Genomic DNA, 24,103 nt, shown 5'->3' on the forward strand with positions numbered 1-24,103 from the left:
GGGCGGGACGGGCCCGCCCTTCTTTGTCGTTGTCATCGTGTCGCAGGAGGCGAAGCTTGTCGGGTCAGTCGCGGCAGCGCTCGTAGGCCAGGATGGCGGCGGCCAGGTCCTCCACCGAGGCGCCCACCGACTTGAAGACGGTGATCGCACGATCGGGGTCGGCCAGCGCCGCGCGGCCCGGATGTTTCCCGCCGCACAGGTCGGGGAAGTCGGCAAGGATGTCGGTCTCGCCGATCACGCCGCTGGCGATCGGGTCGATCAAGTCGCCGGTCTCGCTCAGCGCGCCCTCGCGGGTGTCGACGAACACCGCGCCGCGGCGCATCACCTCGTCGTCCGCCTCGCGCATGAAGGGCGTGAAGCTGCCCACCAGGTCCAGATGGGTGCCCGGCGTCAGCCACTCGCCGTGGATCAACGGCTCGGGGCTCAGGGTGGCGCAGCTGATGATGTCGGCCCGCCCGGCGGCCTCGGCCAGGCCATCAGCCGGCACCGCCTGGGCGTCCAGGCCCTCGTCGCGCAGCTCCGCGGCCAGGGCCTGGGCGCCGGTCTCGTGGATGTCCCAGATCCGCACCCGCTCGATGGGACGCACGGCGCGGTGCGCCGGGATCAGCCGGCGGCCCATGCGCCCCGCCCCTACCATCAGCAGCTCGCGGCTGTCTTCGCGGGCCAGGTAGCGGGCGGCCAGGGCGGATGCCGCCGCGGTGCGCCGGGCGGTCAGTTCGTTGGCCTCGAACTGGGCCAGGTGGTGTCCGGTGCGAGCGCAGCTCAGCAGGTAGTGGCCGGAGAGGCCCGGCTGGCCGCGGCCGCTGTTGCCGGGAAAGACATTGACCTGCTTGACGCCGAGGTACTGGCCTTCGATCCAGGCCGGCATCAGCAGCAGGGTGGCGTCCGGGTCGCCCGGCACGTGCAGGTGATGATGATGGCGCACCGGCGAATGCACGGTGCGAGTGAAGATATCGTCCAGCGCTTCCACCAGCGCGCCCCAGGGCAAACTGATGGTGACTTGTTCGGCGTCGAGATACATGTCAGCCTCTTTTCAACGGTGCCCGAGCCAGTCTATGCCCCCCCGCCGACGGGCACTTTGCCCTGCCTCCGCAAGCGTTGATCCAGGCTCCGCAATCGCCGGTCCCGAGGAGGACGAGATGTCACAGACCCAGGCTCGCTGTAACCGCATCGCCCGTAGCGCCGGCGAGCACTGCCACGACTATCCCCAGTTGATGCTGGGCTGGCGCGGGGCGATGGACTACGAGTTCAGCCGCGGCAGCCAGCGCCTGGCGCTGGGCCAGGCGGCGATCCTCCCGGTGGGCGAGACGCACCATTACATGGGACGTGGCGACGACAGCGAAGTGTTGGTGATCGACCTCGACCGCGACGACCCCTGCCTGACCTCCCTGGAACAGAGTTGCGAGCTGGCGCTGCGGGAATCGCTGTTCGCCGAGCCCCGAGCGCTCACCCTGCCGCCGACGCTGATGCCGATGGTCGACTACGCCACCGGCCAGCTTCGCGGCCGGCACACGCCGCAACAGGCGGCGCTGATCAACCACCAGCTGGCGCTGCTGTTCGTCAGCCAGTTCAGCCAGCTGCTCGGCGAGGAGGGCCCGGGCGCCCGGCGGCGCGAGCGCCTGCCCGCCGCGGCCCTGGACGCCTTCATCGACGAACGCCTGGACCTGCCGCCGGACAACCAGGCGCTGGCCGAGGCCATGAACCTCGGCCAGAGCCAGCTTCACCTGCTCTGCCAGCGCCAGTTCGGCGTGACACCCCAGCAATACGTGCTGCAGCGCCGCCTGCAGTGGGCACGCTACTGGCTATGCCAGACTACGCGCCCGGTCGGCGAGATCGCTCTCGACCTAGGTTTCGCCGACGTATCGACCTTCTCGCGAGCGTTCCGCCGCCGCACCGGCCGCTCGCCCAGTGAGGAACGACGCCAGGGCAGCACCGCCCGCATGTCCTGAACACAGGTGAAGCAACCTCCAGCATTGCGCCGTGTGAGGCGGACTCTATTCGGTAGATAAGATCTGTGGTCACAGCCGCAGCAGAGACAAGGAGTACGGTTATCAGGTTTTAGCTTTAAGCACAGTATCTGAGGATCTAGGCATACGTGGTGGCCTCGATAAAGCCTTTCTAGGAAAGGCTTGGGGCACCTGCAGGGTGGTGGCAATGTCCGCCGCCTGATATGTCACCGAAAAATGCCCAATCGGACATCTTGCCGTTTCTCTATCCCGGCGTTATCTCACGACACTTGGACGGTCCATGTTAACGACGAAAAAAACAAAAAAAGCCGCCCGATGCATTGATTGCATCGGGCGGCTTCTCGAAATTCGTTGGTGGAGCCTAGCGGGATCGAACCGCTGACCTCAACACTGCCAGTGTTGCGCTCTCCCAGCTGAGCTAAGGCCCCACTGTTGCTCGCCGCTGTTGCCTTGCGAGAACGAGGCGAATATTACGGACATTCCCCACGCTCGTCAACACCTTGGCGGGAAAAATCAGACCTAGGGCTGACACCAATTCCCCTTAGGGAGATGTTGTGCCACGCTAGGGACTATCATGGCTGCTCTATATGCGCCCGACACACTTAACATCATCTCAGGAGCACCTGCCTTGATCAGGGTTCTCGTTGCCGACGACCACCACCTGGTAAGGACCAGTATCGCCCACCTGCTCGGTGCCGAGCAGGACATCACCATCGTGGGCGAGGCCGCAGATGGCGAAGATGCCATTCGCCTGGCCCGCGAACTCAAGCCCGATATCGTGCTGATGGATATCCGCATGCCGGGCATCGGCGGTCTGGAAGCCACGCGCAAGATCCATCGTTTTACCCAGGACATCCGTATCCTGGTGCTGACCGCCTTCATCGAGGACACCTTCGCCCAGCGCCTGCTCGATGCCGGTGCCCATGGCTTTATCAGCAAGGGCTCGCAGCACGACGAGATGGTGACCGCGGTGCGCAGCGTCTTCGCCGGGCAGCGCTACGTCAGCCCGGAGATCGCCCAGCGCCTGGTCCTGTCGCGCATCGACGCCAGCGACAACCCCTTCGACCAGCTGTCCCAGCGCGAACTGCAGGTGGCGATGATGATCGTCAACTGCCAGAAGGTGGCCGATATCGCTGACCGCATGTTCCTGAGCCCCAAGACCGTCAACACCTACCGCTACCGCATCTTCGAGAAGCTCGACGTGCATTCCGACGTCGAGCTGACCCACCTCGGGCTGCGTCACGGCCTGGTCGACGGCTTCAGCGAGGCGGAATGACTCGACCGGGAGACTGCCCGTAATCCCCGCCCCGGCGGCGCGTCTGATAGGATGAGCCTCCATCCACGCCAGACCGCCGCCCGATGAGTTTCGATTCGCGCCACTTCCTCGCCACCGTCACCGAAGCCCCCGGCGTCTACCGCATGCTCGACGAGAGCGGCGAGACGCTCTACGTCGGCAAGGCCCGCCGCCTCAAGCCGCGCCTGGCCAGCTACTTTCGCGGCGCCCTGAACACCAAGACCCAGGCGCTGGTCGCGCGCATCGCCGATATCCAGGTCACGGTCACCAACAGCGAGACCGAGGCGCTGCTGCTCGAGCAGACGCTGATCAAGGAACAGCGCCCGCCGTACAACATCCTGCTGCGCGACGACAAGTCCTATCCCTTCGTGTTCGTCACCGACCGCCATCCCTTTCCGGCGCTCGAGTACAAGCGGGCGCGCACCCGCCACGACGACGGTCGCTATCTGGGCCCCTATCCCAGCAGCACCGCGGTGCGCGAGAGCCTGTCGCTGATGCAGAAGATCTTCCGCATCCGCAACTGCGAGGACAGCGTCTTCGCCCATCGCACCCGGCCCTGCCTGCAGTATCAGATCGATCGCTGCACGGCCCCCTGCGTGGATTACATCTCGGAGGCGGACTATCGGCGCGACCTGGAGCACGCCATTCAGTGCCTGGAAGGCAAGAGCGAGGCCGTGACCCGGGAGCTGACTCGCGACATGGAAGCGGCCAGCCAGGCCCTCGAGTTCGAGGAGGCCGCCCGACTGCGCGACCAGATCCAGCAGCTGCGTCAGCTGCAGCAACGCCAGTTCGTCGACACCGGCAGCGGCGACGCGGACGTCTTCGCCCTGGCCTCCCGCCCGGGGGCGCTGTGCATATCGGTGCTCGCCATCCGGCAGGGTCGACTGCTGGGCGCCCGCCATCATCAGCCGACCAACGGCCTGGACCTGGGCCCGGAAGCCCTGCTTGGCGAGTTCGTCAGCCAGTTCTACCTCGGCCAGGCCCGCGAGATCCCCGCCGAGGTGATCACCAGCCATGCGCTGCCCGATGCCGAGCTGCTGGCACAGGCACTGAGCGAGCATGCCGGCAAGCGGGTTCGCGTCACCGATCAGGTGCGCAGCCACCGCGCCCAGTGGCAGGAGCTGGCCCGCACCAACGCCGAACAGCAGCTGGCCGGGCAGCTGGCCAACCAGACCCAGCTCGCGAAGCGCTTCGAGGCGCTGCGCGAGGCACTCGGCCTCGAGCAGGCGCCGGAACGCCTGGAATGCTTCGACATCAGCCATAGCCAGGGCGAGGCCACCGTAGCCTCCTGCGTGGTGTTCGATGCCGACGGCCCGCGCAAGTCCGACTATCGCCGCTTCAACATCGAGGGCATCGAGCCCGGCGACGACTACGCCGCCATGCGCCAGGCCCTGTCTCGCCGTTTCAAGCGGCTCGCCCAAGGCGAGGGCGAGCGGCCGGACATCCTGGTGGTCGACGGCGGCAAGGGCCAGCTCAACATGGCCCGCGAAGTGTTCGCCGAGCTCGGCGTGACCGGCGTGATGCTGCTGGGTGTCGCCAAGGGCAGCACCCGCAAGGCGGGACTGGAGATCCTCTACCTGGAGACCGTCGACCGCACCCTCGACCTCGATGCCACCTCCCCGGCCCTGCATCTCCTGCAGCATATCCGCGACGAATCGCACCGCTTCGCCATCACCGGCCACCGCACCCGGCGCGACAAGGCGAGGCGGACCTCGACCCTGGAAGACATTCCCGGCGTCGGCCCACGCCGCCGACGCGAACTGCTGCGTTTCTTCGGCGGCCTGCAGGGCGTCCGCCAGGCCAACCGTGACGAACTCGCCCGGGTCCCAGGCATCAGCGCCACCCTCGCCGACACCATCCATCGCGCCCTGCATGGATGAATGCCGCCGGGCGAGAGCACGAAGACCCGCCACCGAGACCCGGCATCAGCCGCTCTCCATCCTGGCCGCCGACACCATCCATCGGGCCCTGCATGGATAAACACCGCAGGGCGGGATCACGAAGACCCGCCACCGATACCCGGCATCAGCCGTTCTCCCCCTAACGTCCGGCTTGATTCGGCGTGCCTACATGGATGAGCGTCGCCGAGCGGGATAGAATGACCCGATATCCCGTGTTCCCCCTCAGGCAAGGACCGCAGCTTCGATGAACATCCCCAACCTCCTGACCCTGGCCAGAATCGTCTTCATCCCGCTGCTGGTCGTACTGTTCTATCTGCCCTTCTCATGGAGCATGCTGGCCACCGGCGCCCTGTTCGGCCTGGCCTCGATCACCGACTGGCTGGACGGCTACCTGGCTCGGCGCTGGAACCAGTCGACGCCCTTCGGCGCCTTCCTCGACCCGGTCGCCGACAAGCTGATGGTCGCCGTGGCCCTGGCGCTGCTGATAGAACGCTACGACGCCAGCTGGCTGACCCTGCCGGCACTGGTGATCATCGGTCGCGAGATCGTGATCTCGGCGCTGCGCGAGTGGATGGCCGAGATGGGCAAGCGCGGCACGGTGGCCGTCTCCTCGATCGGCAAGTTGAAGACCACCCTGCAGATGATCGCCCTGCTGCTGCTGCTGGGCTTCGCCCCGGGCACTTCCATCGCCACGCTCGGTGTCGTGACCCTCTATGCCGCGGCCCTGCTGACCCTGTGGTCGATGATCCAGTACCTGCGGGCCGCCTGGCCGCACCTCAGCGACTCGATGTAACGACAGCCGAGAAAAGCGTTTGACAGTCACCGACTTATCCGTATAATACGTCCTCGAGTCAGGCGGGAATAGCTCAGTGGTAGAGCATCGCCTTGCCAAGGCGAGGGTCGCGAGTTCGAATCTCGTTTCCCGCTCCACTCTCTTCGACAGAAGAGATCTGACTCGAACGGATCAATGCGCAAGACGGGCCATCGTCTTCGCTCCATCCCCCACGGGTGGCACGATCCTTGAGGCTGGATGGCAGAGTGGTTATGCAGCGGACTGCAACTCCGTGTACGCCGGTTCGATTCCGACTCCAGCCTCCATCATTCCTATAGCTGTGCGCTCGAACCCCCGCCCGGATGGCGAAATTGGTAGACGCAAGGGACTTAAAATCCCTCGGTGGCAACACCGTGCCGGTTCGAGCCCGGCTCCGGGCACCATGACTTCCCGACCCGCCATGGGCTGACCTGTCGACGGTACTCCTTTCCCCATGAAGCTGGTACGCCCGCTACGCGACCCCTACTTCACGAATCAGCATCGTCGCATTCTGCACGTGCTGCGCGTGGCGCTGGCTCTGACCGTCGCCTATGCCATCACCGAACCCTTCGATCTCCCGCATCGCGGCTGGGCGCTGGTCAGCACCGTGATGGTGATGGGCAACCTGCCCCACATCGGCGGCGTGCTCGACAAGGGGCGCCAGCGCCTGCTCGGATCGCTGCTGGGCGCCCTCTGGGGGCTGCTGCTGATCGTCATCACCCCCTTCTGGCCCCCGGTGCTGCATCTCGGCGCCCTGGCCGGCATCGCCGCGGTCACCTGGTACACCTTCAGCAAGCGTTTCGGCTACGGCGGCCTGATGTTCGCCATCAGCCTGCTGCTGGTCATCGGCGGCAGCACCCCCGAACTGGAAGCTGCCCTGTGGCGCAGTTTCAACGTGCTGCTGGGCACGCTGATCGGCATCGGCGTCACCGTGCTGGTGCTGCCCCACAAGGCTACCGACCTGCTGCGCTTCGCCCTCGCCGATCACCTGGATCACATGGCCCGGCTCTATCATGCTCATACGTCGGCCAGCGCGCCGCCCGACCTCGACACCCACGAGCTGCTCAAGGGCTGCAGCAAGCTGTTGGTCAAGCAGCGCGGGCTGGTGGATGCCATTCATCGCGAGAACCGGCTGACCCGCGTCGAGCTGGACGAGCTCATCTCCCTCCAGCGCCGCATGTTCTCGACCATCGAGCTGCTGCTCGAAACCCACTGGAACACCCGCGCCGGCCACGAGCGCATCGATGCCATGCACGGCCTTCGCGGCCAGCAGCACACCCTGGCCCGCGCCATCGGCACCCTGGCGTTCCAGGTACGCACCGGCCACCCCATCGACGTCGAACTCGCCCCCTTCGACCTGCAGCGCCATGCCGAGCTCGCGGGCGATGCCTACGCCGAAGACGGCCGCCGCCTGTTCAGCCCCAGCGGCTACCTGTGGCTCAATCGCGAGCTGGCCCGTCTGACCGGCGAACTGGTCGAACGGTTGGGCAGCCTGGAGCGCCTGCCCAGCCGCCGTCTGCGCAAGGGCGCGTCGCGCCACGGTCTGCTCGAGCCGGACGACACCGGCCAGGCACCGCAGTAACGCCGCCATGAAAGGAACCGTCCGATGCCCGACAGCCCCCACGAGACCCTGATCATCGGCGGCGGTATCGCCGGCCTGGTCCTGGCCCTGGAGATCGCCGAACGCCGCCCCGTGACGCTGCTGCAACCGTCCCGCGAGGCCCTGGGCGCCAGCCGCTGGGCCCAGGGCGGCATCGCCGCCGTGCTGTCGCCGGACGACGAGGTCGAGGCGCACGTCGCCGACACCCTGGTGGCCGGCGACGGCCTGTGCGACGAGGCCGCGGTGCGCTTCACCGTGGAGCAGGGGCCGGCCGCCATCGAGTGGCTGCTGTCGCTGGGCGTCCCCTTCACGCCGGATCCCGACCCCGAGGCCCGCTACCCGTATCACCTGACCCGGGAGGGCGGTCACGGGGCACGCCGCATCATCCACGCCGACGATGCCACCGGGCGCGCCGTGGTGGAGACCCTGCGACAGCACGTTGAACGCCACCCGGCCATCCGCCTGCGCACCGACCTGACCGCCATCGGTCTGATCGCTGACGTCGCCGGTCACTGCCGGGGCGCCCGCTGCCTCGACGAAAACGGCGGTCTGGTGGAACTGATGGCGGCGGACACCGTACTCGCCACCGGCGGTGCCAGTGGCCTGTTCCGCCACACCACCAGCCCCGACCCGGCCTGCGGCGAAGGCATGCTGATGGCGGCCGAGCTTGGTGCCGAGCTGATGAACCTGGAATTCCAGCAGTTCCACCCCACCTGCCTGTTCGACCCGGACGGCCCACCTTTTCTGATCAGCGAAGCGGTACGCGGCGAGGGCGGCCTCCTGCTCGACGCCGACGGACGCCGCTTCATGCCCGAGATCGACCCTCGCGCCGAACTGGCCCCGCGCGACGTGGTCGCCCGCGCCATCGACGCCGAAATGCAGCGCAGCGGCCGCGACCATGTCTGGCTCGACGTGCGCCATCTGGGGGAAGATGCCATTCGCCACCACTTCCCCACCATCCACGCTTACTGCGCCTCACGCGGCATCGACATCGCCCGGGAGCCGATCCCGGTGGTTCCGGCCGCCCACTACAGCTGCGGCGGCGTGAGCACCGATCTCGAGGGCGCCACCACGGTGCCCCGCCTCCATGCCGTGGGGGAGGTGGCCGGCACCGGACTGCACGGCGCCAATCGCATGGCCAGCAACTCATTGCTGGAGTGCCTGGCCTTTGCCCGCAGCTGCGCGCGTCGCCTGCGTGATGCCAGCACGCCCGGCGATGCCCCGCTGACGTCCTGGCAGCCCGGCACCACGCCAGTGCCGGATGCAGAATGCCAGGCGTTGCTGACCGAGGTGCGCACGATCATGAGCGAGAGCGTGGCCATCGTGCGCCATGATGCCGGGCTCGCGGCGGCCGAGGAACGCCTCGCCGAGCTCGCCGAGCGCCTGGCACCATGCATCGCCGAGGCGCGTCCCAGCGTTCCCCTCGCCCGGCTATGGCATGCCCTGCGCCTGGCACGACTCACCGTGGCCAGCGCCCGGGCGCGCCGCGAATCCCGCGGCCTGCACTTCAACCCCGACTGCCCGCTGCATGGCGATCCCGCACCACAGCCATCACGCCTCCACCTCAGCGACCTGACACCCGCCAACCACTGAGGGATGCGGCCGCCCCGAGGCGCTCGTATAAAAGAGCGGAACAACACGGGCAGCCACCATGGAAGAGGCGCCCGGAGCGACACTTCATCGTCCGGCATCGGGGAAGGCGGAAAAGAGAAGCCGGCATCAAGGAAGAGAGAGCAGCGCCTTGCGCAGCCGACGCAGCGATTCGGCGTTGCCGCTATCGGGCCAGAGCCAGAGGCGCCTGCCGGGCAGGCGCAGCCCGATCAGCCAGGGTCCCAGGTAGTCGCACCGCAGCGGCACTTGCTGCCAGACCTCACTCCCCGCAGGACGCCAGGCCAGCAGTGGCGCCGCACCCTCTCGCGGCTGCAGGCGCAGCGCACCCCGCAGCCGCTGCCGGGCGACATCGATCAGCACGGCAGCCATCAGCGCCGCCGCTGGCAGGGCCGCCCACCAGGTCACGAACGTTCCCAGCCACCCCACCACGCCCAGGGCCATCAGGCCCTGGGCGAGCAACGACAGCCTAGAGGTTGCGATAGTGATCGTTATCGGTGCTCTCGGCATGCTCGACGATCATCTTGACGATGCGGCGACGCTCGGGCTCCTCGGGCCACTCACGGCGCATCAACCAGGCGAAGAGATCCTGATCCTCCTCGTCGATCAGGGTGCGATAGGCGGCCTGGTCGCGCTCGTCGAGGGTATCGTAGCGTTGCTCCAGGAAGGGAATCAGCAGCAGGTCGAGTTCCCACATGCCACGACGGGAATGCCAGTAGAGGCGCTTGCGAAGGGCGGCTGCCGCGGACGAATCGTCGTTCAAGATCGGCCTCGTTGATCCGATGAATGTGTCGACAGTATACCCGAGCCGTCCACCCCCGGCAGCCCGCCCCGATCCACCGTGCCCGCGGCCAAGGCGACTGGCCGAGCAGCGTCGAGCGCGGGTCCGGCAGCGGCACGCAACTTGCGTGTGAAGGCTAGTGCGTTGTTTTATCAAAAGTTGCGCAGTATGCTTTGAGGAACGATCGCCCTGTGCCCCACGGCCGGATCAGGACAGCACGGAGAGAGCCGATGACCAAGTCCGAACTGATCGAACAGATTGCCATGCGACAGCCCGAGCTGTCCGTCAAGGACGTCGAGGCCGCCGTGCGGCTGATCCTGGATGACATCACCGACACCCTCGCGGACGGCGGGCGGGTCGAGATCCGCGGCTTCGGCAGCTTCTCGCTGCACTATCGCGAACCGCGCGTCGGCCGCAACCCCAAGACCGGCGAGCCCGTCGATCTCGACGGCAAGTTCGTACCGCACTTCAAGCCCGGCAAGGAGCTGCGCGAGCAGGTGGACGCCAGTCGCGCCCTCGGTTACTGACGGGCGCGCCCGACCGCCCTTCCCACTCTCTTTCACACGACACGGGAATTCACACATGCGTTGGCTCAAAGGCCTGATCCTGGCCGTCATCCTGCTGGTGGTACTGCTGGTCGGCATTCTTTTCGCCGTCAACAACCAGCAAGCCCTGCCCCTCAACCTGATCTGGTTCGAGCTGCCGGCGGCGTCGCTCTCGGTGTGGCTGCTGGCCAGCCTGGTCGTCGGTGTACTGCTTGGCATGCTCGCCATGGGTGGCGTCTACCTGCGCCTGCGCACCCTGCTGACCCGGGCCCAGCGCCACAATCAGCAGCAGCGCAAGGAGCTGGACCAGCTGCGCGTCCAGGAGATGAAGGAACTGCCCTGAGCATGACCGATGTTCTGCTGCTGGCCCTGTTGTTGGCAGCGGTCGCCATCGGCTGGTGGCTCGGCCGCCGCGAACGCCGGAACACCGCCCCCGCGCCTCAGTCGCCGACGCTGGCCCGCGATTACTTCGTGGGCCTCAACTATCTGCTCAACGACCAGCAGGACCGCGCCATCGAGACCTTCATCGGCGCCCTGGAGGTCAACAGCGATACCATCGAGACGCACATCGCCCTGGGCAACCTGTTCCGCACCCGCGGCGAGGCCGACCGGGCGGTCAAGGTCCACCAGAACCTGCTGGCACGTCCGACGCTCAGCGCCCAACAGGGCGACCGCGTTCAGCTGGAGCTGTCACGCGACTTCCTGCAACTCGGCCTGCTGGACCGCGCCGAGCGACTGCTCTACTCGCTGATCAAGGACAGCCATAACGGCGAGCATCGCCATGCCGCCAGGCAACTGCTGGTCGACCTGCTGGAACGGGAAGGCGAGTACCAGCAGGCACTGGACGTGGCCCAGCCGGCGCTGATCAAGGAAAGCAACGACGTGCGGCGCGCCGCCGCCCACTGGCTGTGCGAGATCGCCGACCAGGAGCGCCAGTCGGCGAGCCCGGTGTTGGCGCGTCGCCATCTCAAGCAGGCGCTTTCCACCGATCGCCAGTGCGTTCGCGCCAATCTGATGCTGGCCGACATGGCACTGGAGACAGGCCAATACCGCCAGGCGATCCGGCTGCTGCAGCGAATTCCCGACCAGGACAAGCACTTCATTCCGACCCTGCTAGAACCGCTGGGACGCGCCTATCGGCTGCTCGACGATGAAGAGGGACTGATTCGTCACCTCGAGTCGCTGCTCGAGACCGCGCCCTATACCAGCGTGATCATCATGCTGGCCGAGACCCTGCGCCGCCAGCATGGTGATACGGAGGCCGCCCAGGCGCTGCTGACCCGAGAGCTGGAGCGCTCGCCGAGCCTCGGCGCCGTCGACTACCTGATTCGGCTCTACCACCAGCAGGAAGGTGGCACGGGCAACCCGCGCATCGAACTGCTGCAGCGCCACACCCACACGCTGCTCCAGGCCCGCCCCCGCCATCGCTGCCAGCGCTGCGGCTTCAGCGGCGAACCGCTGCTGTGGCAGTGCCCCCGCTGTCGCAGCTGGGGCACCACCAAACCGATCACCGGGATCGAGGGCGAATAGCCAACCCTCAGCCCGTCGCCAGCTCCGCCTCGATGGCGGCCAGCGCCGCCATGGGATCCCCTGCCTGGGTGACCGGACGCCCCACCACCAGATGGGTACTGCCCGCCGCCATGGCCGTTGTCGGCGTCATCACGCGCCGCTGATCGCCGGCGTCCGCCGTGGCCGGACGAATGCCCGGCGTCACCTTGAGGAAGTCGTCGCCGCACAGGGTGCGCAGCCGCCCGGCTTCCTGGGCCGAACACACCACCCCGTCCATGCCGCTATCGCGCGCCAGGGTCGCCAACCGCTCGACCTGCTCCGCGGGCGTGGCCGTCACCCCCACCTCCGCCAGGTCCTCGGCCGCCATGCTGGTCAGCACCGTCACCGCGATCAGGTGAGTGGACAGGTCATGCTGGACCAGACGCTGCTTGGCCGCCTCCATCATCCGCCCGCCGCCACCGGCGTGCACGTTGACCATCCACACACCCTGTTCGGCGGCGGCCTGCACGGCACCGGCCACGGTATTGGGGATGTCGTGGAACTTGAGGTCCAGGAACACCTCGAAGCCGCGCCCATGCAGGGCCTCGAGCACGTCGGGGCCGCTTCGCGTGAACAGCTCCTTGCCCACCTTGACCCGGCAACGGGCCGGATCGAGCCGGTCGGCCATGCACAGGGCGGCGTCCAGAGAGGCGTAATCGAGGGCGATGATCAGGGGAGACGCGGTGGGCACGGGCAGGGCTCCTGGTAGCTGATTGAACCTGCGCAGTATATCAGCCAACGCCCCAATCGCATGGGGAGATCACGACTCGCAGGCGTCGTCCATCGACGACAAAACACCGAGGCGATGGCTCGCACCCGAGTGCCTCCGATGCCACTAGCTTGAGACAGGTGCCGCCACGGCACCCGGGCTCACCCGTTCGCCCGCCCCCCATCGAGAGAGGTCCCTGCCATGAAAACACGCTACACCACCGGTATCGCCGCCCTGGGCCTGACGCTGATGCTCGGCCTGGTATCACCGGCCATCGCACAGGACATGGCGCCGATCGACGTCAACACCGCCGATGTCACCCTGCTCGCCGAGCTGCCGGGCATCGGCGAGACTCGGGCCGCCGCCATCGTCGAAGACCGCGAGGCCAACGGCCCCTTCGAGAGCGCCGACGACCTTTCCCGGGTCAGCGGTATCGGTGAGATGACCGTACAGGGCCTCTCCGATCAAGTCACCTTCTGACCGCATCGACGGCGGACCCAGGCGGCACCGGCGCCCCGATGCAGGATGGCACCTTGCCGACCGCGCCTAGGTTTCGTGCGAAAAGTCGGCGAGCGATGGCCAGAAAAGGCAAAAATCGGTGAAAAGACGGAGTTTACGTGGTGTAAATGAGGACTTTTAGCCGATTTTTAACGCCGTAAGGGCGAGCGCAGACAGTTTTCGTACAGAACCTAGATCCTGAGCCCGCCGTCACACTCCAGCACCCGCCCGGTGAAATAGTCGTTGGCGAAGATGAAGGCCACGCTCTCGGCGATATCACCGGGCTGGCCCATGTGGCGCAACGGGATCTGCGACGCGATACGATCGCGGATGTCCTCGCGCAGCTCGGCCGTCATTTCGGTCTCGATGAAGCCCGGCGCCACCGCCCCCACCCGAATGCCGTACCGGGACAGCTCCTGAGCCCAGGTCACCGTCAGCGAGGCCACCCCGGCCTTGGCCGCCGCGTAGTTGCTCTGGCCGACATTGCCACCGCGCACCACGCTGGAGATATTGACGATCACGCCCTGGCGACCGGCCTCGATCATGCGGGTGGCCGCCTCACGCCCGCACAGGAAGACGCCGGTCAGGTTGACGTCGATCACCCGCTGCCAGTCGGACAGCGACAGACGCGTCGACACCTCGCCGTCACGTGCCTTGACCAGCAGGCCGTCGCGCACGATGCCGGCGTTGTTGACCAGCCCATCGAGAGGCCCCAGAGATTCGCCGACGGCCGTGAAGGCCTCCGCCACGGAGGCCTCGTCGGCCACGTCGACGACAAAGCCCCGCGCCATGATATTGGCCTCCGCCAGCCGACTCACGGCGGCATCCAGGCTGTCGCCGTCTCGGTCGAGCAGCGCCACGGTCGCGCCCTCCCGGCCGAGGCGCTCGGCCATCGCCAGCCCCAGGCCTCGGGCGCCACCGGTGATGGCGATGATGCGATCCTGCAGTGTCATGTCGAATCTCCCCACGCTGATGATCGTGCGTCGCTGCCGGAGCGCAGAAAGGCCGGCACCGACATCCGTCGTGCTTAGCCTATCCTGAATGTTGCGATGCAACACTCCGCCCTTCGAACGAGGCTTGATTTCCCACCACGACGCCCCCATTAAACCGGCATTCGTCAACGCGGAGTCATCATGCCCTTTCTCGCTTTCTTTACCGTCTTCGCCCTGCTCGACTTCGTCCTGCTGTTCACGGTCGGCAGCCACATCGGGCTGCTGACCACCCTGGCCCTGGTGCTGGGCACCGGCTTCCTGGGCCTGCACCTGATCCGTCGGGAAGGCGTCGCCACCTTCGCCCGCGCCCAGGAGCGCATGAACCGTGGCGAGCTGCCCTCCGGCGAGCTGCTGACCGGCGCCGCCCTGATCTTCGGTGGCGCCCTGCTGATGGCCCCGGGCTTCCTGTCCGATGCCCTGGGTTTCATGTGCCTGATTCCGGACGCGCGTCGCCTGCTCGGCCGACTGCTGGGCCGGGCAGGCATGCGCTTCCAGGGCGTCCACATGCAGGCCGGTGCCTATCAGGCCCGCCAGGGGCGCGACGCCGACTGGCAGCAGGCCGGCGAATCGCACGAGCCAGGCCAGCGCACCTCCTCTCGTGATGCTGACGGCGAGCCGCTGGAAGGCGACTTCATCGCCCACGACGAGCGGCGCGGCTGAACGGCAAAAAATTTTCGGACGGGGGCTTGAAAGCCCACTGGCCAGCCCCACCTATCCGACAGCAACGAGTTTCGATTCCGGCCCGCCGGAATCATCCCCACGGAAGGCAGGCGCCTTCACCCCGCAGCGAGACCTGCGGGTTGATGATGAAAACGCCGGGGCAGCGACGCTCCGGCACAGCAAACCATCAGGAGAACGTGAGCAATGAACATCCGTCCCTTGCACGATCGCGTCGTCATCCGTCGCGTCGAAGAAGAACAGAAAACCGCTGGCGGCATCGTGCTCCCGGGCAGCGCCCAGGAAAAGCCGACGCGTGGCGAAGTCCTCGCCGTCGGTAACGGCCGGATCCTGGACAGCGGCGACGTTCGCCCGCTCGACGTCAAGGTCGGCGACACCGTGATCTTCAAGGATGGCTTCGGCGTCGAGAAGCAGAAGATCGACGGTGAAGAAGTGCTGATCATGAGCGAGTCCGACATCCTGGCCGTCGTCGAAGGCTGAGCCTAGACCGCCACCCGCTCGAAACCGACGTTCACGAACTCACAGGAAACCTACGAAAATGGCAGCGAAACAAGTCAAGTTCTCCAGCGATGCCCGCACTCGCATGGCCAAGGGTGTCGACACCCTGGCCAACGCCGTCAAGGCCACCCTGGGCCCGAAGGGCCGCAACGTGGTCCTGGAAAAGTCCTTCGGCGCACCGACCGTGACCAAGGACGGCGTTTCCGTGGCCAAGGAAATCGAGCTCAAGGACAAGTTCGAGAACATGGGCGCGCAGATGGTCAAGGAAGTCGCTTCCAAGACCTCCGACGTCGCCGGTGACGGCACCACCACCGCCACCGTGCTGGCCCAGTCCATCGTCAACGAAGGCCTGAAGGGCGTCATCGCTGGCATGAACCCGATGGACCTGAAGCGTGGCATCGACCAGGCCATCCAGGCCGCGGTCAAGGAAGTCGGCGAGCTGGCCGTGCCGTGCACCGACTCCAACGCCATCGCCCAGGTCGGCACCATCTCCGCCAACGGCGACACCAACATCGGCCGCATCATCGCCGAGGCCATGGAGAAGGTCGGCAAGGAGGGCGTCATCACCGTCGACGAAGGCCGTGGCTTCGAAGACGAGCTGGACGTCGTGGAAGGCATGCAGTTCGATCGCGGCTACCTGTCGCCGTACTTCGTGACCAACCAGGACACCATGGCCGTGGAACTGGAAGATCCGTTCATCCTGCTGGTGGACAAGAAGATCTCCAACATCCGCGAGCTGCTGCCGACCCTCGAGGCCGTGGCCAAGGCCGGCAAGCCGCTGGTGATCATCGCCGAGGACATCGAAGGCGAAGCCCTGGCCACCCTGGTGGTCAACACCATGCGCGGCATCGTCAAGGTCGCGGCCGCCAAGGCGCCGGGCTTCGGCGACCGTCGCAAGGCCATGCTGCAGGACATCGCCATCCTGACCGGCGGTACCGTGATCTCCGAGGAAGTGGGTCTGGACCTCGAGCAGGCCAACCTGGACCACCTGGGCACCGCCAAGCGCGTGACCATGTCCAAGGAAAACACCACCATCATCGATGGTGCCGGCCAGGACGCTGACATCGAGGCTCGCGTCAACCAGATCCGCGCCCAGATCGAAGAGACGTCCTCCGACTACGATCGCGAGAAGCTCCAGGAGCGCGTCGCCAAGCTGGCCGGCGGTGTCGCCGTGATCCGCGTCGGTGCCGCGACCGAAGTGGAGATGAAGGAGAAGAAGGCTCGCGTCGAGGACGCCCTGCACTCCACTCGCGCCGCTGTCGAGGAAGGCGTGGTGCCTGGCGGTGGTACCGCCCTGATCCGCGTGCTGACCAAGGTCGCCGGCCTCAAGGGCGAGAACGAGGACCAGACCCACGGCATCGCCATCGCCGTGCGCGCCATGGAAGCTCCGCTGCGCCAGATCGTCACCAACGCCGGCCAGGAGGCTTCCGTCATCCTGAACCGCGTCAAGGACGGTGAAGGCAACTTCGGCTACAACGCCCAGACCGGCGAGTTCGGCGACCTGTTCGACATGGGCGTGCTGGACCCGGCCAAGGTGACCCGTAGCGCCCTGCAGTCCGCAGGTTCCGTCGCCGGCCTGATGATCACCACCGAGTGCATGATCGCCGACGACCCGGACGAGCAGGACGCTGCCGGTGGCGGCGACATGGGTGGCATGGGCGGCATGGGAGGCATGGGCGGCATGATGTAAGCCGGTCCCTTCTTCCAGGCGACGCCTGAGACAGACCCCCGCCGGGCAACCAGCGGGGGTCTTCTCGTTAAGGGGACTGGCGGCTTGGCGGCCTGGCGGCCTGGCGCGGTAAGATACTCGCTCCAAGTCTCCCATCTTCTGGCTGCCCTACTGTCCATGCTCTCCCATATCCGCATCGTCCTCGTCCAGACCTACCACCCCGGCAATATCGGCGCCTCGGCGCGGGCCATGAAGACCATGGGGCTCACCGACCTGGTGCTGGTCAACCCGCGCGACTTCCCTCACCCCGAGGCCAGCCGACTGGCCGCCGGCGCCGAGGACCTCGTCGACGCAGCCCGAGTGGTCGGCTCGCTGGAAGAGGCCGTGAGCGACTGCGTCCAGGTGATCGGCGCCAGCGCCCGACTGCGCAGCATGCCCCTGCCCCACTTCGACGAGCCCGCCGAGATGGCCGAGTCGCTGGTGGCGCATGCCGCGAGCGATCCCGTCGCTCTGGTGTTCGGCCGCGAGCGCTTCGGGCTGACCAACGACGAGATCCGCTGCTGCAGTCACCAGGTCAGCATTCCCGCCAACCCGGACTACGGCGTGCTCAACCTCTCCCAGGCCGTTCAGGTACTCGCCTACGAGACTTTCCGCGCCTGGCGACAGCGACCGGACAGCGGCTTCCAGGCCGCTCGGCCGGCCCAGGATCGCCAGCCGACCCGGGAACAGCTGGGCCACTTCCACGACCATTTGTCTCGCCTGATGCAGGCCAGCGGTTTTATCACTCAGCCCCATGCCCGCACCGAAGAACAGCTGCAGGCGCTGTTCGCTCGTGCCCAGCCCTCGCGCAAGGAGCTCTCGCTGTTGCGCGGGCTGTTGAGTTCGCTGGAGCCTGACGCGGAAGGCTGACACCCGAAGAGAGATACGGAAGCCAAAGCACGACCGACATCGAATCGTCATCGTCGATTCACTCCACCGTCATGCGCCTGACCGAGACTACAACGGCTCAAGACAGGAATCGGCAACGGACACTGCCACTCGCTTCGCCAGGGACGCACGGGGCAGGACGCCCCCAAGGGACGCCGATCTCGGCATCGGGACGATGCCCAGGGAGGAATGCAAGATCGCCACGACGCTCGCGTCGTGGCGTTTTTCTTGGTGGAAAGGATATTCCGGTGGCACAGTGAAGGTCTGGCGACCAGGAGGTCATGATGAGCGACGAACGTGACGAGCCACGGGTACCCCGCGACGATCCACCTCGGCTGCTCCACGACGAGCTCCCCGAGGAACACGAGGATCCGCTGATCGGCTGGCTTCACCGCATCATTCGCGTCGGTGTGAAGGCACTGGCCGTGCTGATGGTGTTCGTGATCCTGTGGGGCATCTTCGATGTCGTCTACGTGCTTTACCAGGAGCTCGCCTCACCTCCCTTCCTGCTGCTCGAGGTCGGCGACATCTTCCGGCTGTTCGGCGCCTTCATGGTGGTCCTGATCGCCATCGAGATCTTCATCAACATCCGCCTCTACCTGGGTACCAACGTTCTCCCCATCCAACTGGTCGTCGCCACGGCGCTGATGGCCATCGCCCGTAAGGTCATCGTGCTGGACATCTCGACCGTCTCCGCCGAATACGTGCTGTCCATCGCGGCCGTGGTACTGGCGCTGGGCGTGACCCACTGGCTGGTGGCCAGGAAACACTGAAGAGCACGCGCCTCGGTCTGGCCACGCCCTACTGGCAGGGCGACCCAAAGGGCCGGTAACCTCATACGATGAGCGAGCCCGCCTCCCAGGACAGGGCCCACATCCACCGTGCATCGAGAGAGGCCCCATGCCCCGCTTCGCCGACCACCTCTATTCGCCCGGTCCCGACAACCCCTTTCCCGGCCTCGCGGCGCTGCAGCGGCGTCTGGGCCACGCCATTCCGCACCGGCTGGGCTCCAACGAGGGGCTCGACATGCCCCATGCCGCGCTGCGTGAGCACTTCGGCGAGGCCATGGCCAAGCACGTCACCTGCTACGGCGACGCCGAAGCCATGGCCCTGCGTGAGCGCCTGGCGCGTCGCCACGGTTTCGACGTCGACAGCCTGCTGGTGGATGCCGGCTGCGACAGCCTGTTGGCCCTGGCCCTTCGCACCGTGGCACCGACCGGCACCACCGTGATCGCCTCCGCCGGCACCTACCCGACCTTCGGCTACTTCGCCCGTGGCCAGGGCTGCCGCCTGGTGGAAGTCGACTATCGAGAGAATGAGGAAGGCCTGGCGCCGAACCTCGACGCCCTGGCCGAGGCCGCCCAACGGGAAAACGCCCGCCTGGTGTACCTGGCCAATCCGGATAACCCCACCGGCCACCGCCATGAGGTCGACGACGTCGCCCGGCTACGCGAGGCGCTTCCCGAGGACTGCTGGCTGCTGCTGGACGAGGCCTATCATGACTTCCGCGACGATGCCGACGCGCCCGGATTCACCCGCGCCCTGCCCGGCGTGATTCGCTGCCGCACGCTGTCGAAGGCCATGGGGCTGGCCGGGTTGCGCGTCGGCTACGCGATCGTCGAGCCCGAGACCCGCGCGATGATGCAGAAGGTGCGCATCCACTATGCGGTGTCGTCGCTCAGCCTGGCGGCCGCCGAGGTGGTGCTGGATCACCCTGCCGAGATAGACCGTCATCTGCGCGACGTCATCGCGCGGCGCGAGCGGCTGACGGCACATTTCCGTGCCCTGGGTGCCGACGTGCTGCCGAGCGCCACCAACTTCATCGCCCTTCGCCTGCCCAGCCCCGAGCTGGCCGCACGCGTGCACGCCAGGTTGCTGGACGAGGGCAAGCTGACCGCCCGCGCGGCTCATCCGGCACTCGGCCACCTGCTGCGGATCACCGCCGTGGAGGATGCCCTGGTGCCGGGCCGGCTGGCGACGCTGGAAGCGGCACTCGTGGAAGGAAACGAAGGCTAGTAGGCAGGCGGCGCCGCTCAGCAGCGCCCCTGCATGGCCAGCCCGGGCGGGCAGAAGCCACCGCGACGACGATGATCGCCGTAGTCACGATGGTGCCTGTGGTGGCGACGCTCACGGTAGTGATCGTCATGACGACGATAGTGGCGATACTCGCGCCGCTCGTGATGACGATGGCCATCGTGATAGCCACCGATCTCCACCAGAGGGCCGGTGTCGATGCGCGCCGGCGTGTAGCTGCACCCCGTCATCAGCAGAACGGCCGCCACTGCCAGGCCTCCCATGACGCCGTGGCGACGTGAGACGGTCATCTCAGCAGCGCCCTTTCTTCGCCTGGCCCGGTGGGCAGAAGCCACCACCATGGCGGTGATAGTCGCGATCGTGGTGCCCACCGATCTCGAGCAGCGGTTCGGGATCGATACGGGCGGGCGTGTAGCTGCAGCCGGCCAGAAACAGGGCAGCAAGCAACAGGGTCGCAAGGGTCAACGGGCGAAATGACATGATGCCTCCTGGGCCTGATGAATGGCAGCCATTCTAGCGAAGCCCCGAGGCCTTACCCATGTGGCGCCGCGACGACACACCCTGTCTCAAGAAGGCAACATATTTAATGTGTTATCGTCATCAAGCCGCATCGTTGCGCGCCTTTTGCCCATTCATTTCGCGCCATTCCTGGCCAGATTCGAGCCGTTTATCCCCGAAATTTGCACACTGCAAGGAGGCGAAAAAGTCGCCATGAAATATCTGGAAGTGAGCGTCAGGACGGCGCACATCGTCCACGGATTCGATGAGGACAACCGCGAAATCCGAGAGCAAGGCCAGGACGACTTCACCACCAAGCTGGTGGCCATCGAGCGCATTCAGTCGATCAGCGAGCAGTACCTGCTGGTGACGGGATCGCACGGGCGCGTGATGTACTGGGAATACGAAGGCGGCCTGGCGCAGCTGCGCGACCGGCTGGACGCGTCGGGGCTGATGCTGCCCTGAACCGACGGGCATGATGAAATAACGACAACGCCTTTATCCACCCTCACAAGGACGCATCGTGATCTCCAGGCTGCCTCGCTGGGTCGAATACGGCGCCTTCGTGCTGGCCTTCATCGCCGGCTGCGTCAATGCGGTCGGGCTGCTGGGCTTCGAGCACAAGGCCATCTCTCATCTCTCGGGTACGGCTACCCTGATGGGCACGGGGCTCGCCAATGGCGAGATCACATCGGCCCTGCACCTGGCCGGTATCCTGGGCAGCTTCCTGATCGGCGCGGCACTGTCGGGCTTGGTGCTGCCCGACAGTTCACTCAGGCTCGGGCGCCACTACGAGACGCTGCTGATTCTCGAGGGGGTGCTGCTGCTGGCCGCCATCCACTTCCTCGACGACGGCGCCCGCCTGGGCCACTACCTGGCCTCCATGGCCTGCGGGCTGCAGAACGCCATGGCCACCACCTACAGCGGCTCGGTGGTCCGCACTACCCATCTCACCGGCACCATCACCGATATCGGGCTGATCCTCGGCAACGCCCTGCGCGGCAAGCCCCTCGACCGGCGGCGCGCCCAGCTGCTGACCATTCTCGTGGTCGGCTTCGTGGCCGGCGGCGGCACCGGCGCCTGGCTGTTCGCCTCCCTGCATTTCCTGGCACTGGCAATCCCCGCCACGCTCTGCTTCCTGCTGGCATTGGGCTATCGCCTGTTCAGCCATCGGCACGGAGATGGGTGAAGGCGAGCGCCGAACACAACCAAAAAATCCCCCATCGCGTCGCCCGAAATCGAAAAAAACCGTGGATGGAGCGGCCTGGCGACTTTGCTATCGTCACGGGACACCCACCCGACACGAGGAGCGAGCCGATGGGCGCAGCGCCCCTGCCCGACACCGTCCCCGCCACCATGGCCGCCATGCGACTGGTCGGCCACGGCGACGTGGACCAGCTGGTCTATGACGAGACCGTGCCCACGCCACGCCCCGGCCCCGGCGAGGTGCTGGTCAAGGTCACCGCCACGGCCAAGAACAACACCGACCGCAAGGCCCGCGAGGGTCTCTACCCGACCAAGGACCAGGGCGACGTGACCTCGTTCGCCATGGGGGGCTCCCCGACCCTGACCTTCCCGCGCATCCAGGGCGCCGACGTCGTGGGCCGGGTGGTCGCCACTGGCGACGGCGTCGATGCCTCGCGGCTGGGCGAGCGTGGCCTGCTCGACTTCAACCTCTACGCCGACGCCCGCCGTGACATCAACCTGACGCCGGACTACTACGGCCACGGCGCCGACGGCGGCTTCGCCGAGTACGTCGCCGTACCCTCGGACCAGTTCCATCATGTGCCCAACGCCGAGCTTGCCGACGCCGAGCTTGCGGCCATGGGCATGTGCTCCTATCAGACCGCCTATCACATGATGACGGCGGCCGGCGTGACGTCGGGCGAGCGCGTGCTCGTCACCGGCGCCAGCGGCGGCGTGGGCACCGCCCTGATCCAGCTGTGCCGCGTCGTCGGCGCCATTCCCTACGCCCTGAGCCAGCCGGACAAGGCCGACGCCCTGGTCGAACTCGGGGCCGAAGCGGTGCTCGACCGCTCCGACATGAGCGACTTCGAGGCGCAGGTGAAGGCGGTGACCGGCGGCGCGCCGCTCGATGCGGTGATGGACCTGGTGGGCGGCGAGATGACCGACCGCTTCATCGACGCCATGATCTTCGACATGTCGGCCCGCTCGACCTACCCGCGGCTGTCCATCGCCGGCGCCAGCGGCGGCAACGTCAGCGAGATCATGTGGACCCGCATCTATCTTTACCAGGTGCAGATCTTCGGCGTCTCCCACGGCACCCGGGAGGAAGCCGAGCAGCTGATGGAATGGATTCGTGGCGGCCAGCTCAGGCCGGTGCTGCACGCGGCCTTCAGGCTCTCCGAACTGCATGCGGCGGAGCGCTACTTCGTCCATCGCGGCAGCCACTATCTCGGCAAGATCGTGATCGTCCCCGACGCAGAATGGGACGAGCACGGCGCGCCCTTCGCCCTCGAGGGAAAGCAATGAGCAAGCCCGAACTGACACTGCGGCTGATGGACACCCACGCCGGCGGCGACGTCAGCCGCATCGTGCTCGGCGGCGTCACGCCGCTGCCGGGCGCCACGGTGCGCGACCAGATGCACTATCTGCGCGACAGCGCCGACGGCCTGCGCACGCTGCTGCTCGACGAACCCTACGGCATCCCCGAGATGTCGGTCGATCTGATCGTGCCGCCCAGCGACCCGGAGGCCGCGGCCGGGTACATCATCATGGAAGTGATGGGCTACCCGATCTATTCCGGCTCCAACACCATCTGCACCGCCACCGCGGTGCTCGAGGCCGGGCTGGTGCCCAAGCGCGAGGGGCGCCAGCACTTCCTGCTGGAATCGCCCGCCGGGCGCGTGCAGATCGAGGCGCTGGTCGAGAACGACGTGGTCGAGGCCATCACCTGCGAGGGACTGCCGAGCTACATCGACACCTACCGCGAGACGATTCACGTCCCGGGCATCGGCGAGGTCGCCTACAGCGTGGCCTACAGCGGCGGCTTCTACGCCCTGGTGGATGCCACCGAGCTCGGCTTCTCGCTGGTCCGCGAGGAGGAACGCGCGCTGTCCGACTGCGCCTACAAGATCGTCGAGGCGCTGCAGGCCGAGCGCGGCTTCACCCACTACACCCTGGGCGACGTGGGCCCGCTGCCCTTCCTGCACTTCATGGGCCCGGTGACGGAAGTGGCCGACGGCTTCTACCGCTCGCGCTCCACCACCTACGTGCATCCCGGCGTGATCTGTCGCAGCACCACCGGCACCGGCACCTCGGCGCGTCTGGCGCTGATGCATCACGAGGGCCGCATCCGGCCGGGCGACCGGCTCGAGACCGTGTCGCTGCGCGAGACCGGCTTCATCGGCCAGTTCACCGGCACCCGCCAGGAGGGCGGCCAGACGGTGGTGGAGAACACCATCACCGGCAAGGCCTTCGTGCTGGCGCACTCCGATATCGTCGTCAATCCCGATGATCCCATGGTGCGCGACGGCAGCGTGTACCATATCCTCGGCTCGCGGCCAGACGCCGCGGACTGAAAG

27 protein-coding genes and 4 tRNA genes are annotated in these 24,103 nt (G+C 66.8%); 23 read left to right on the top strand and 8 right to left on the bottom strand.

Going from position 1 to position 24,103, the window contains the following annotated elements:
• Positions 1-64 precede the first annotated feature (64 nt).
• The gene (locus UN84_RS09365) at positions 65-1,021 is read right to left on the bottom strand and encodes an ornithine cyclodeaminase family protein (protein ID WP_046078029.1); all 957 of its coding nucleotides are present in this window, start codon (positions 1,019-1,021) and stop codon (positions 65-67) included.
• 118 nt (positions 1,022-1,139) lie between these two features.
• Between UN84_RS09365 and UN84_RS17465 the strand changes: the two genes are divergently transcribed.
• Complete coding sequence (locus tag UN84_RS17465; RefSeq protein ID WP_046078028.1) at positions 1,140-1,949, top strand: helix-turn-helix transcriptional regulator; 810 nt, start codon at positions 1,140-1,142, stop codon at positions 1,947-1,949.
• A gap of 370 nt (positions 1,950-2,319) precedes the next feature.
• On the opposite strand, the gene UN84_RS09375 is transcribed toward UN84_RS17465, so the two are convergent.
• A tRNA-Ala gene (locus UN84_RS09375) sits at positions 2,320-2,395 on the bottom strand.
• 200 nt (positions 2,396-2,595) lie between these two features.
• On the opposite strand from UN84_RS09375, the gene uvrY reads away from it, so the two are divergent.
• From uvrY to nadB, 8 genes are all read left to right on the top strand, one after another.
• Positions 2,596-3,243: a UvrY/SirA/GacA family response regulator transcription factor gene (gene uvrY, locus UN84_RS09380; RefSeq protein ID WP_035595545.1), complete on the top strand. Its 648-nt coding sequence runs from the start codon at positions 2,596-2,598 to the stop codon at positions 3,241-3,243.
• An 83-nt stretch (positions 3,244-3,326) separates the two neighbouring features.
• Positions 3,327-5,141 (top strand): excinuclease ABC subunit UvrC, encoded by a 1,815-nt coding sequence (uvrC, locus tag UN84_RS09385; RefSeq protein WP_046078027.1) that lies wholly within the window; start codon positions 3,327-3,329, stop codon positions 5,139-5,141.
• A 265-nt stretch (positions 5,142-5,406) separates the two neighbouring features.
• Positions 5,407-5,955, top strand: coding sequence for a CDP-diacylglycerol--glycerol-3-phosphate 3-phosphatidyltransferase (gene pgsA / locus UN84_RS09390; RefSeq protein WP_035595551.1), 549 nt, complete (start codon positions 5,407-5,409; stop codon positions 5,953-5,955).
• 62 nt (positions 5,956-6,017) lie between these two features.
• Positions 6,018-6,092, top strand: a tRNA-Gly gene (locus tag UN84_RS09395).
• Between the two features lie 94 nt (positions 6,093-6,186).
• Positions 6,187-6,260: transfer RNA gene (locus UN84_RS09400), tRNA-Cys, on the top strand.
• Between the two features lie 30 nt (positions 6,261-6,290).
• Positions 6,291-6,377, top strand: a tRNA-Leu gene (locus tag UN84_RS09405).
• A gap of 50 nt (positions 6,378-6,427) precedes the next feature.
• Positions 6,428-7,555 (top strand): FUSC family protein, encoded by a 1,128-nt coding sequence (locus UN84_RS09410; protein WP_046078026.1) that lies wholly within the window; start codon positions 6,428-6,430, stop codon positions 7,553-7,555.
• Between the two features lie 24 nt (positions 7,556-7,579).
• Positions 7,580-9,166, top strand: coding sequence for an L-aspartate oxidase (gene nadB, locus UN84_RS09415; protein ID WP_046078025.1), 1,587 nt, complete (start codon positions 7,580-7,582; stop codon positions 9,164-9,166).
• Positions 9,167-9,292: 126 nt separating this feature from the next.
• Here nadB and UN84_RS09420 read toward each other — a convergent pair whose 3' ends face one another.
• Together UN84_RS09420 and UN84_RS09425 are read right to left on the bottom strand one after the other, a co-directional pair.
• A complete protein-coding gene (locus tag UN84_RS09420; protein WP_052719258.1) occupies positions 9,293-9,643 on the bottom strand; it encodes a hypothetical protein in 351 nt (116 codons plus the stop codon).
• A gap of 7 nt (positions 9,644-9,650) precedes the next feature.
• A complete protein-coding gene (locus UN84_RS09425; RefSeq protein WP_035595558.1) occupies positions 9,651-9,944 on the bottom strand; it encodes an FAD assembly factor SdhE in 294 nt (97 codons plus the stop codon).
• A 224-nt stretch (positions 9,945-10,168) separates the two neighbouring features.
• Here UN84_RS09425 and UN84_RS09430 point away from each other — a divergent pair, with 224 nt between their 5' ends.
• From UN84_RS09430 to lapB, 3 genes are read left to right on the top strand one after another with little or no spacing between them, the layout of a single operon-like run.
• Positions 10,169-10,489: an integration host factor subunit beta gene (locus UN84_RS09430; protein ID WP_258393819.1), complete on the top strand. Its 321-nt coding sequence runs from the start codon at positions 10,169-10,171 to the stop codon at positions 10,487-10,489.
• A 55-nt stretch (positions 10,490-10,544) separates the two neighbouring features.
• Entirely contained in the window at positions 10,545-10,850 is a 306-nt protein-coding gene (locus UN84_RS09435) for a lipopolysaccharide assembly protein LapA domain-containing protein (RefSeq protein WP_035595562.1), read from the top strand.
• Positions 10,851-10,852: 2 nt separating this feature from the next.
• Positions 10,853-12,037, top strand: coding sequence for a lipopolysaccharide assembly protein LapB (gene lapB, locus UN84_RS09440; RefSeq protein WP_046078024.1), 1,185 nt, complete (start codon positions 10,853-10,855; stop codon positions 12,035-12,037).
• Positions 12,038-12,044: 7 nt separating this feature from the next.
• Here lapB and pyrF read toward each other — a convergent pair whose 3' ends face one another.
• Positions 12,045-12,746, bottom strand: a complete 702-nt coding sequence (gene pyrF / locus UN84_RS09445; protein ID WP_046078023.1) for an orotidine-5'-phosphate decarboxylase — start codon at positions 12,744-12,746, stop codon at positions 12,045-12,047.
• A 219-nt stretch (positions 12,747-12,965) separates the two neighbouring features.
• Here pyrF and UN84_RS09450 point away from each other — a divergent pair, with 219 nt between their 5' ends.
• Complete coding sequence (locus UN84_RS09450) at positions 12,966-13,244, top strand: ComEA family DNA-binding protein (protein WP_046078022.1); 279 nt, start codon at positions 12,966-12,968, stop codon at positions 13,242-13,244.
• A gap of 209 nt (positions 13,245-13,453) precedes the next feature.
• Here the strand turns inward: UN84_RS09450 and UN84_RS09455 are convergent, their stop codons facing one another.
• A complete protein-coding gene (locus tag UN84_RS09455; protein WP_046078021.1) occupies positions 13,454-14,215 on the bottom strand; it encodes an SDR family NAD(P)-dependent oxidoreductase in 762 nt (253 codons plus the stop codon).
• Between the two features lie 180 nt (positions 14,216-14,395).
• Between UN84_RS09455 and UN84_RS09460 the strand changes: the two genes are divergently transcribed.
• The 6 genes from UN84_RS09460 (at position 14,396) to UN84_RS09485 (ending at position 20,042) form a co-directional block, all read left to right on the top strand.
• Entirely contained in the window at positions 14,396-14,914 is a 519-nt protein-coding gene (locus UN84_RS09460; protein ID WP_046078020.1) for an FxsA family protein, read from the top strand.
• A gap of 204 nt (positions 14,915-15,118) precedes the next feature.
• On the top strand, positions 15,119-15,412 hold the full coding sequence (locus UN84_RS09465; RefSeq protein WP_035595572.1) for a co-chaperone GroES: 294 nt from the start codon (positions 15,119-15,121) through the stop codon (positions 15,410-15,412).
• A gap of 58 nt (positions 15,413-15,470) precedes the next feature.
• A complete protein-coding gene (gene groL, locus UN84_RS09470) occupies positions 15,471-17,120 on the top strand; it encodes a chaperonin GroEL (protein WP_046078019.1) in 1,650 nt (549 codons plus the stop codon).
• Positions 17,121-17,276: 156 nt separating this feature from the next.
• Positions 17,277-18,008 carry an RNA methyltransferase gene (locus tag UN84_RS09475; RefSeq protein ID WP_046078018.1) on the top strand — a complete coding sequence of 244 codons (732 nt, stop codon included), beginning with the start codon at positions 17,277-17,279 and terminating at the stop codon, positions 18,006-18,008.
• A 302-nt stretch (positions 18,009-18,310) separates the two neighbouring features.
• A complete protein-coding gene (locus tag UN84_RS09480; protein ID WP_046078017.1) occupies positions 18,311-18,799 on the top strand; it encodes a phosphate-starvation-inducible PsiE family protein in 489 nt (162 codons plus the stop codon).
• 127 nt (positions 18,800-18,926) lie between these two features.
• A complete protein-coding gene (locus UN84_RS09485; protein WP_046078016.1) occupies positions 18,927-20,042 on the top strand; it encodes a pyridoxal phosphate-dependent aminotransferase in 1,116 nt (371 codons plus the stop codon).
• Between the two features lie 17 nt (positions 20,043-20,059).
• Here the strand turns inward: UN84_RS09485 and UN84_RS09490 are convergent, their stop codons facing one another.
• Both UN84_RS09490 and UN84_RS09495 read right to left on the bottom strand, forming a co-directional pair.
• Positions 20,060-20,350 (bottom strand): hypothetical protein, encoded by a 291-nt coding sequence (locus UN84_RS09490; RefSeq protein ID WP_052719257.1) that lies wholly within the window; start codon positions 20,348-20,350, stop codon positions 20,060-20,062.
• Position 20,351: 1 nt separating this feature from the next.
• Complete coding sequence (locus tag UN84_RS09495; protein WP_046078015.1) at positions 20,352-20,540, bottom strand: hypothetical protein; 189 nt, start codon at positions 20,538-20,540, stop codon at positions 20,352-20,354.
• 231 nt (positions 20,541-20,771) lie between these two features.
• Between UN84_RS09495 and UN84_RS09500 the strand changes: the two genes are divergently transcribed.
• The 4 genes from UN84_RS09500 (at position 20,772) to UN84_RS09515 (ending at position 24,100) form a co-directional block, all read left to right on the top strand.
• Positions 20,772-21,023, top strand: a complete 252-nt coding sequence (locus tag UN84_RS09500) for a hypothetical protein (RefSeq protein WP_046078014.1) — start codon at positions 20,772-20,774, stop codon at positions 21,021-21,023.
• A 58-nt stretch (positions 21,024-21,081) separates the two neighbouring features.
• Positions 21,082-21,747: a YoaK family protein gene (locus tag UN84_RS09505; protein ID WP_046078013.1), complete on the top strand. Its 666-nt coding sequence runs from the start codon at positions 21,082-21,084 to the stop codon at positions 21,745-21,747.
• A gap of 128 nt (positions 21,748-21,875) precedes the next feature.
• Entirely contained in the window at positions 21,876-23,051 is a 1,176-nt protein-coding gene (locus UN84_RS09510) for a zinc-binding dehydrogenase (RefSeq protein WP_046078012.1), read from the top strand.
• On the top strand, positions 23,048-24,100 hold the full coding sequence (locus UN84_RS09515) for a proline racemase family protein (protein ID WP_046078011.1): 1,053 nt from the start codon (positions 23,048-23,050) through the stop codon (positions 24,098-24,100). Before UN84_RS09510 ends, UN84_RS09515 begins: the two co-directional genes overlap by 4 nt.
• Positions 24,101-24,103 lie beyond the last annotated feature (3 nt).

Origin of the sequence: Halomonas sp. HG01 (genome assembly GCF_000968715.2) — a bacterium.
Lineage (GTDB): Bacteria > Pseudomonadota > Gammaproteobacteria > Pseudomonadales > Halomonadaceae > Halomonas > Halomonas halophila.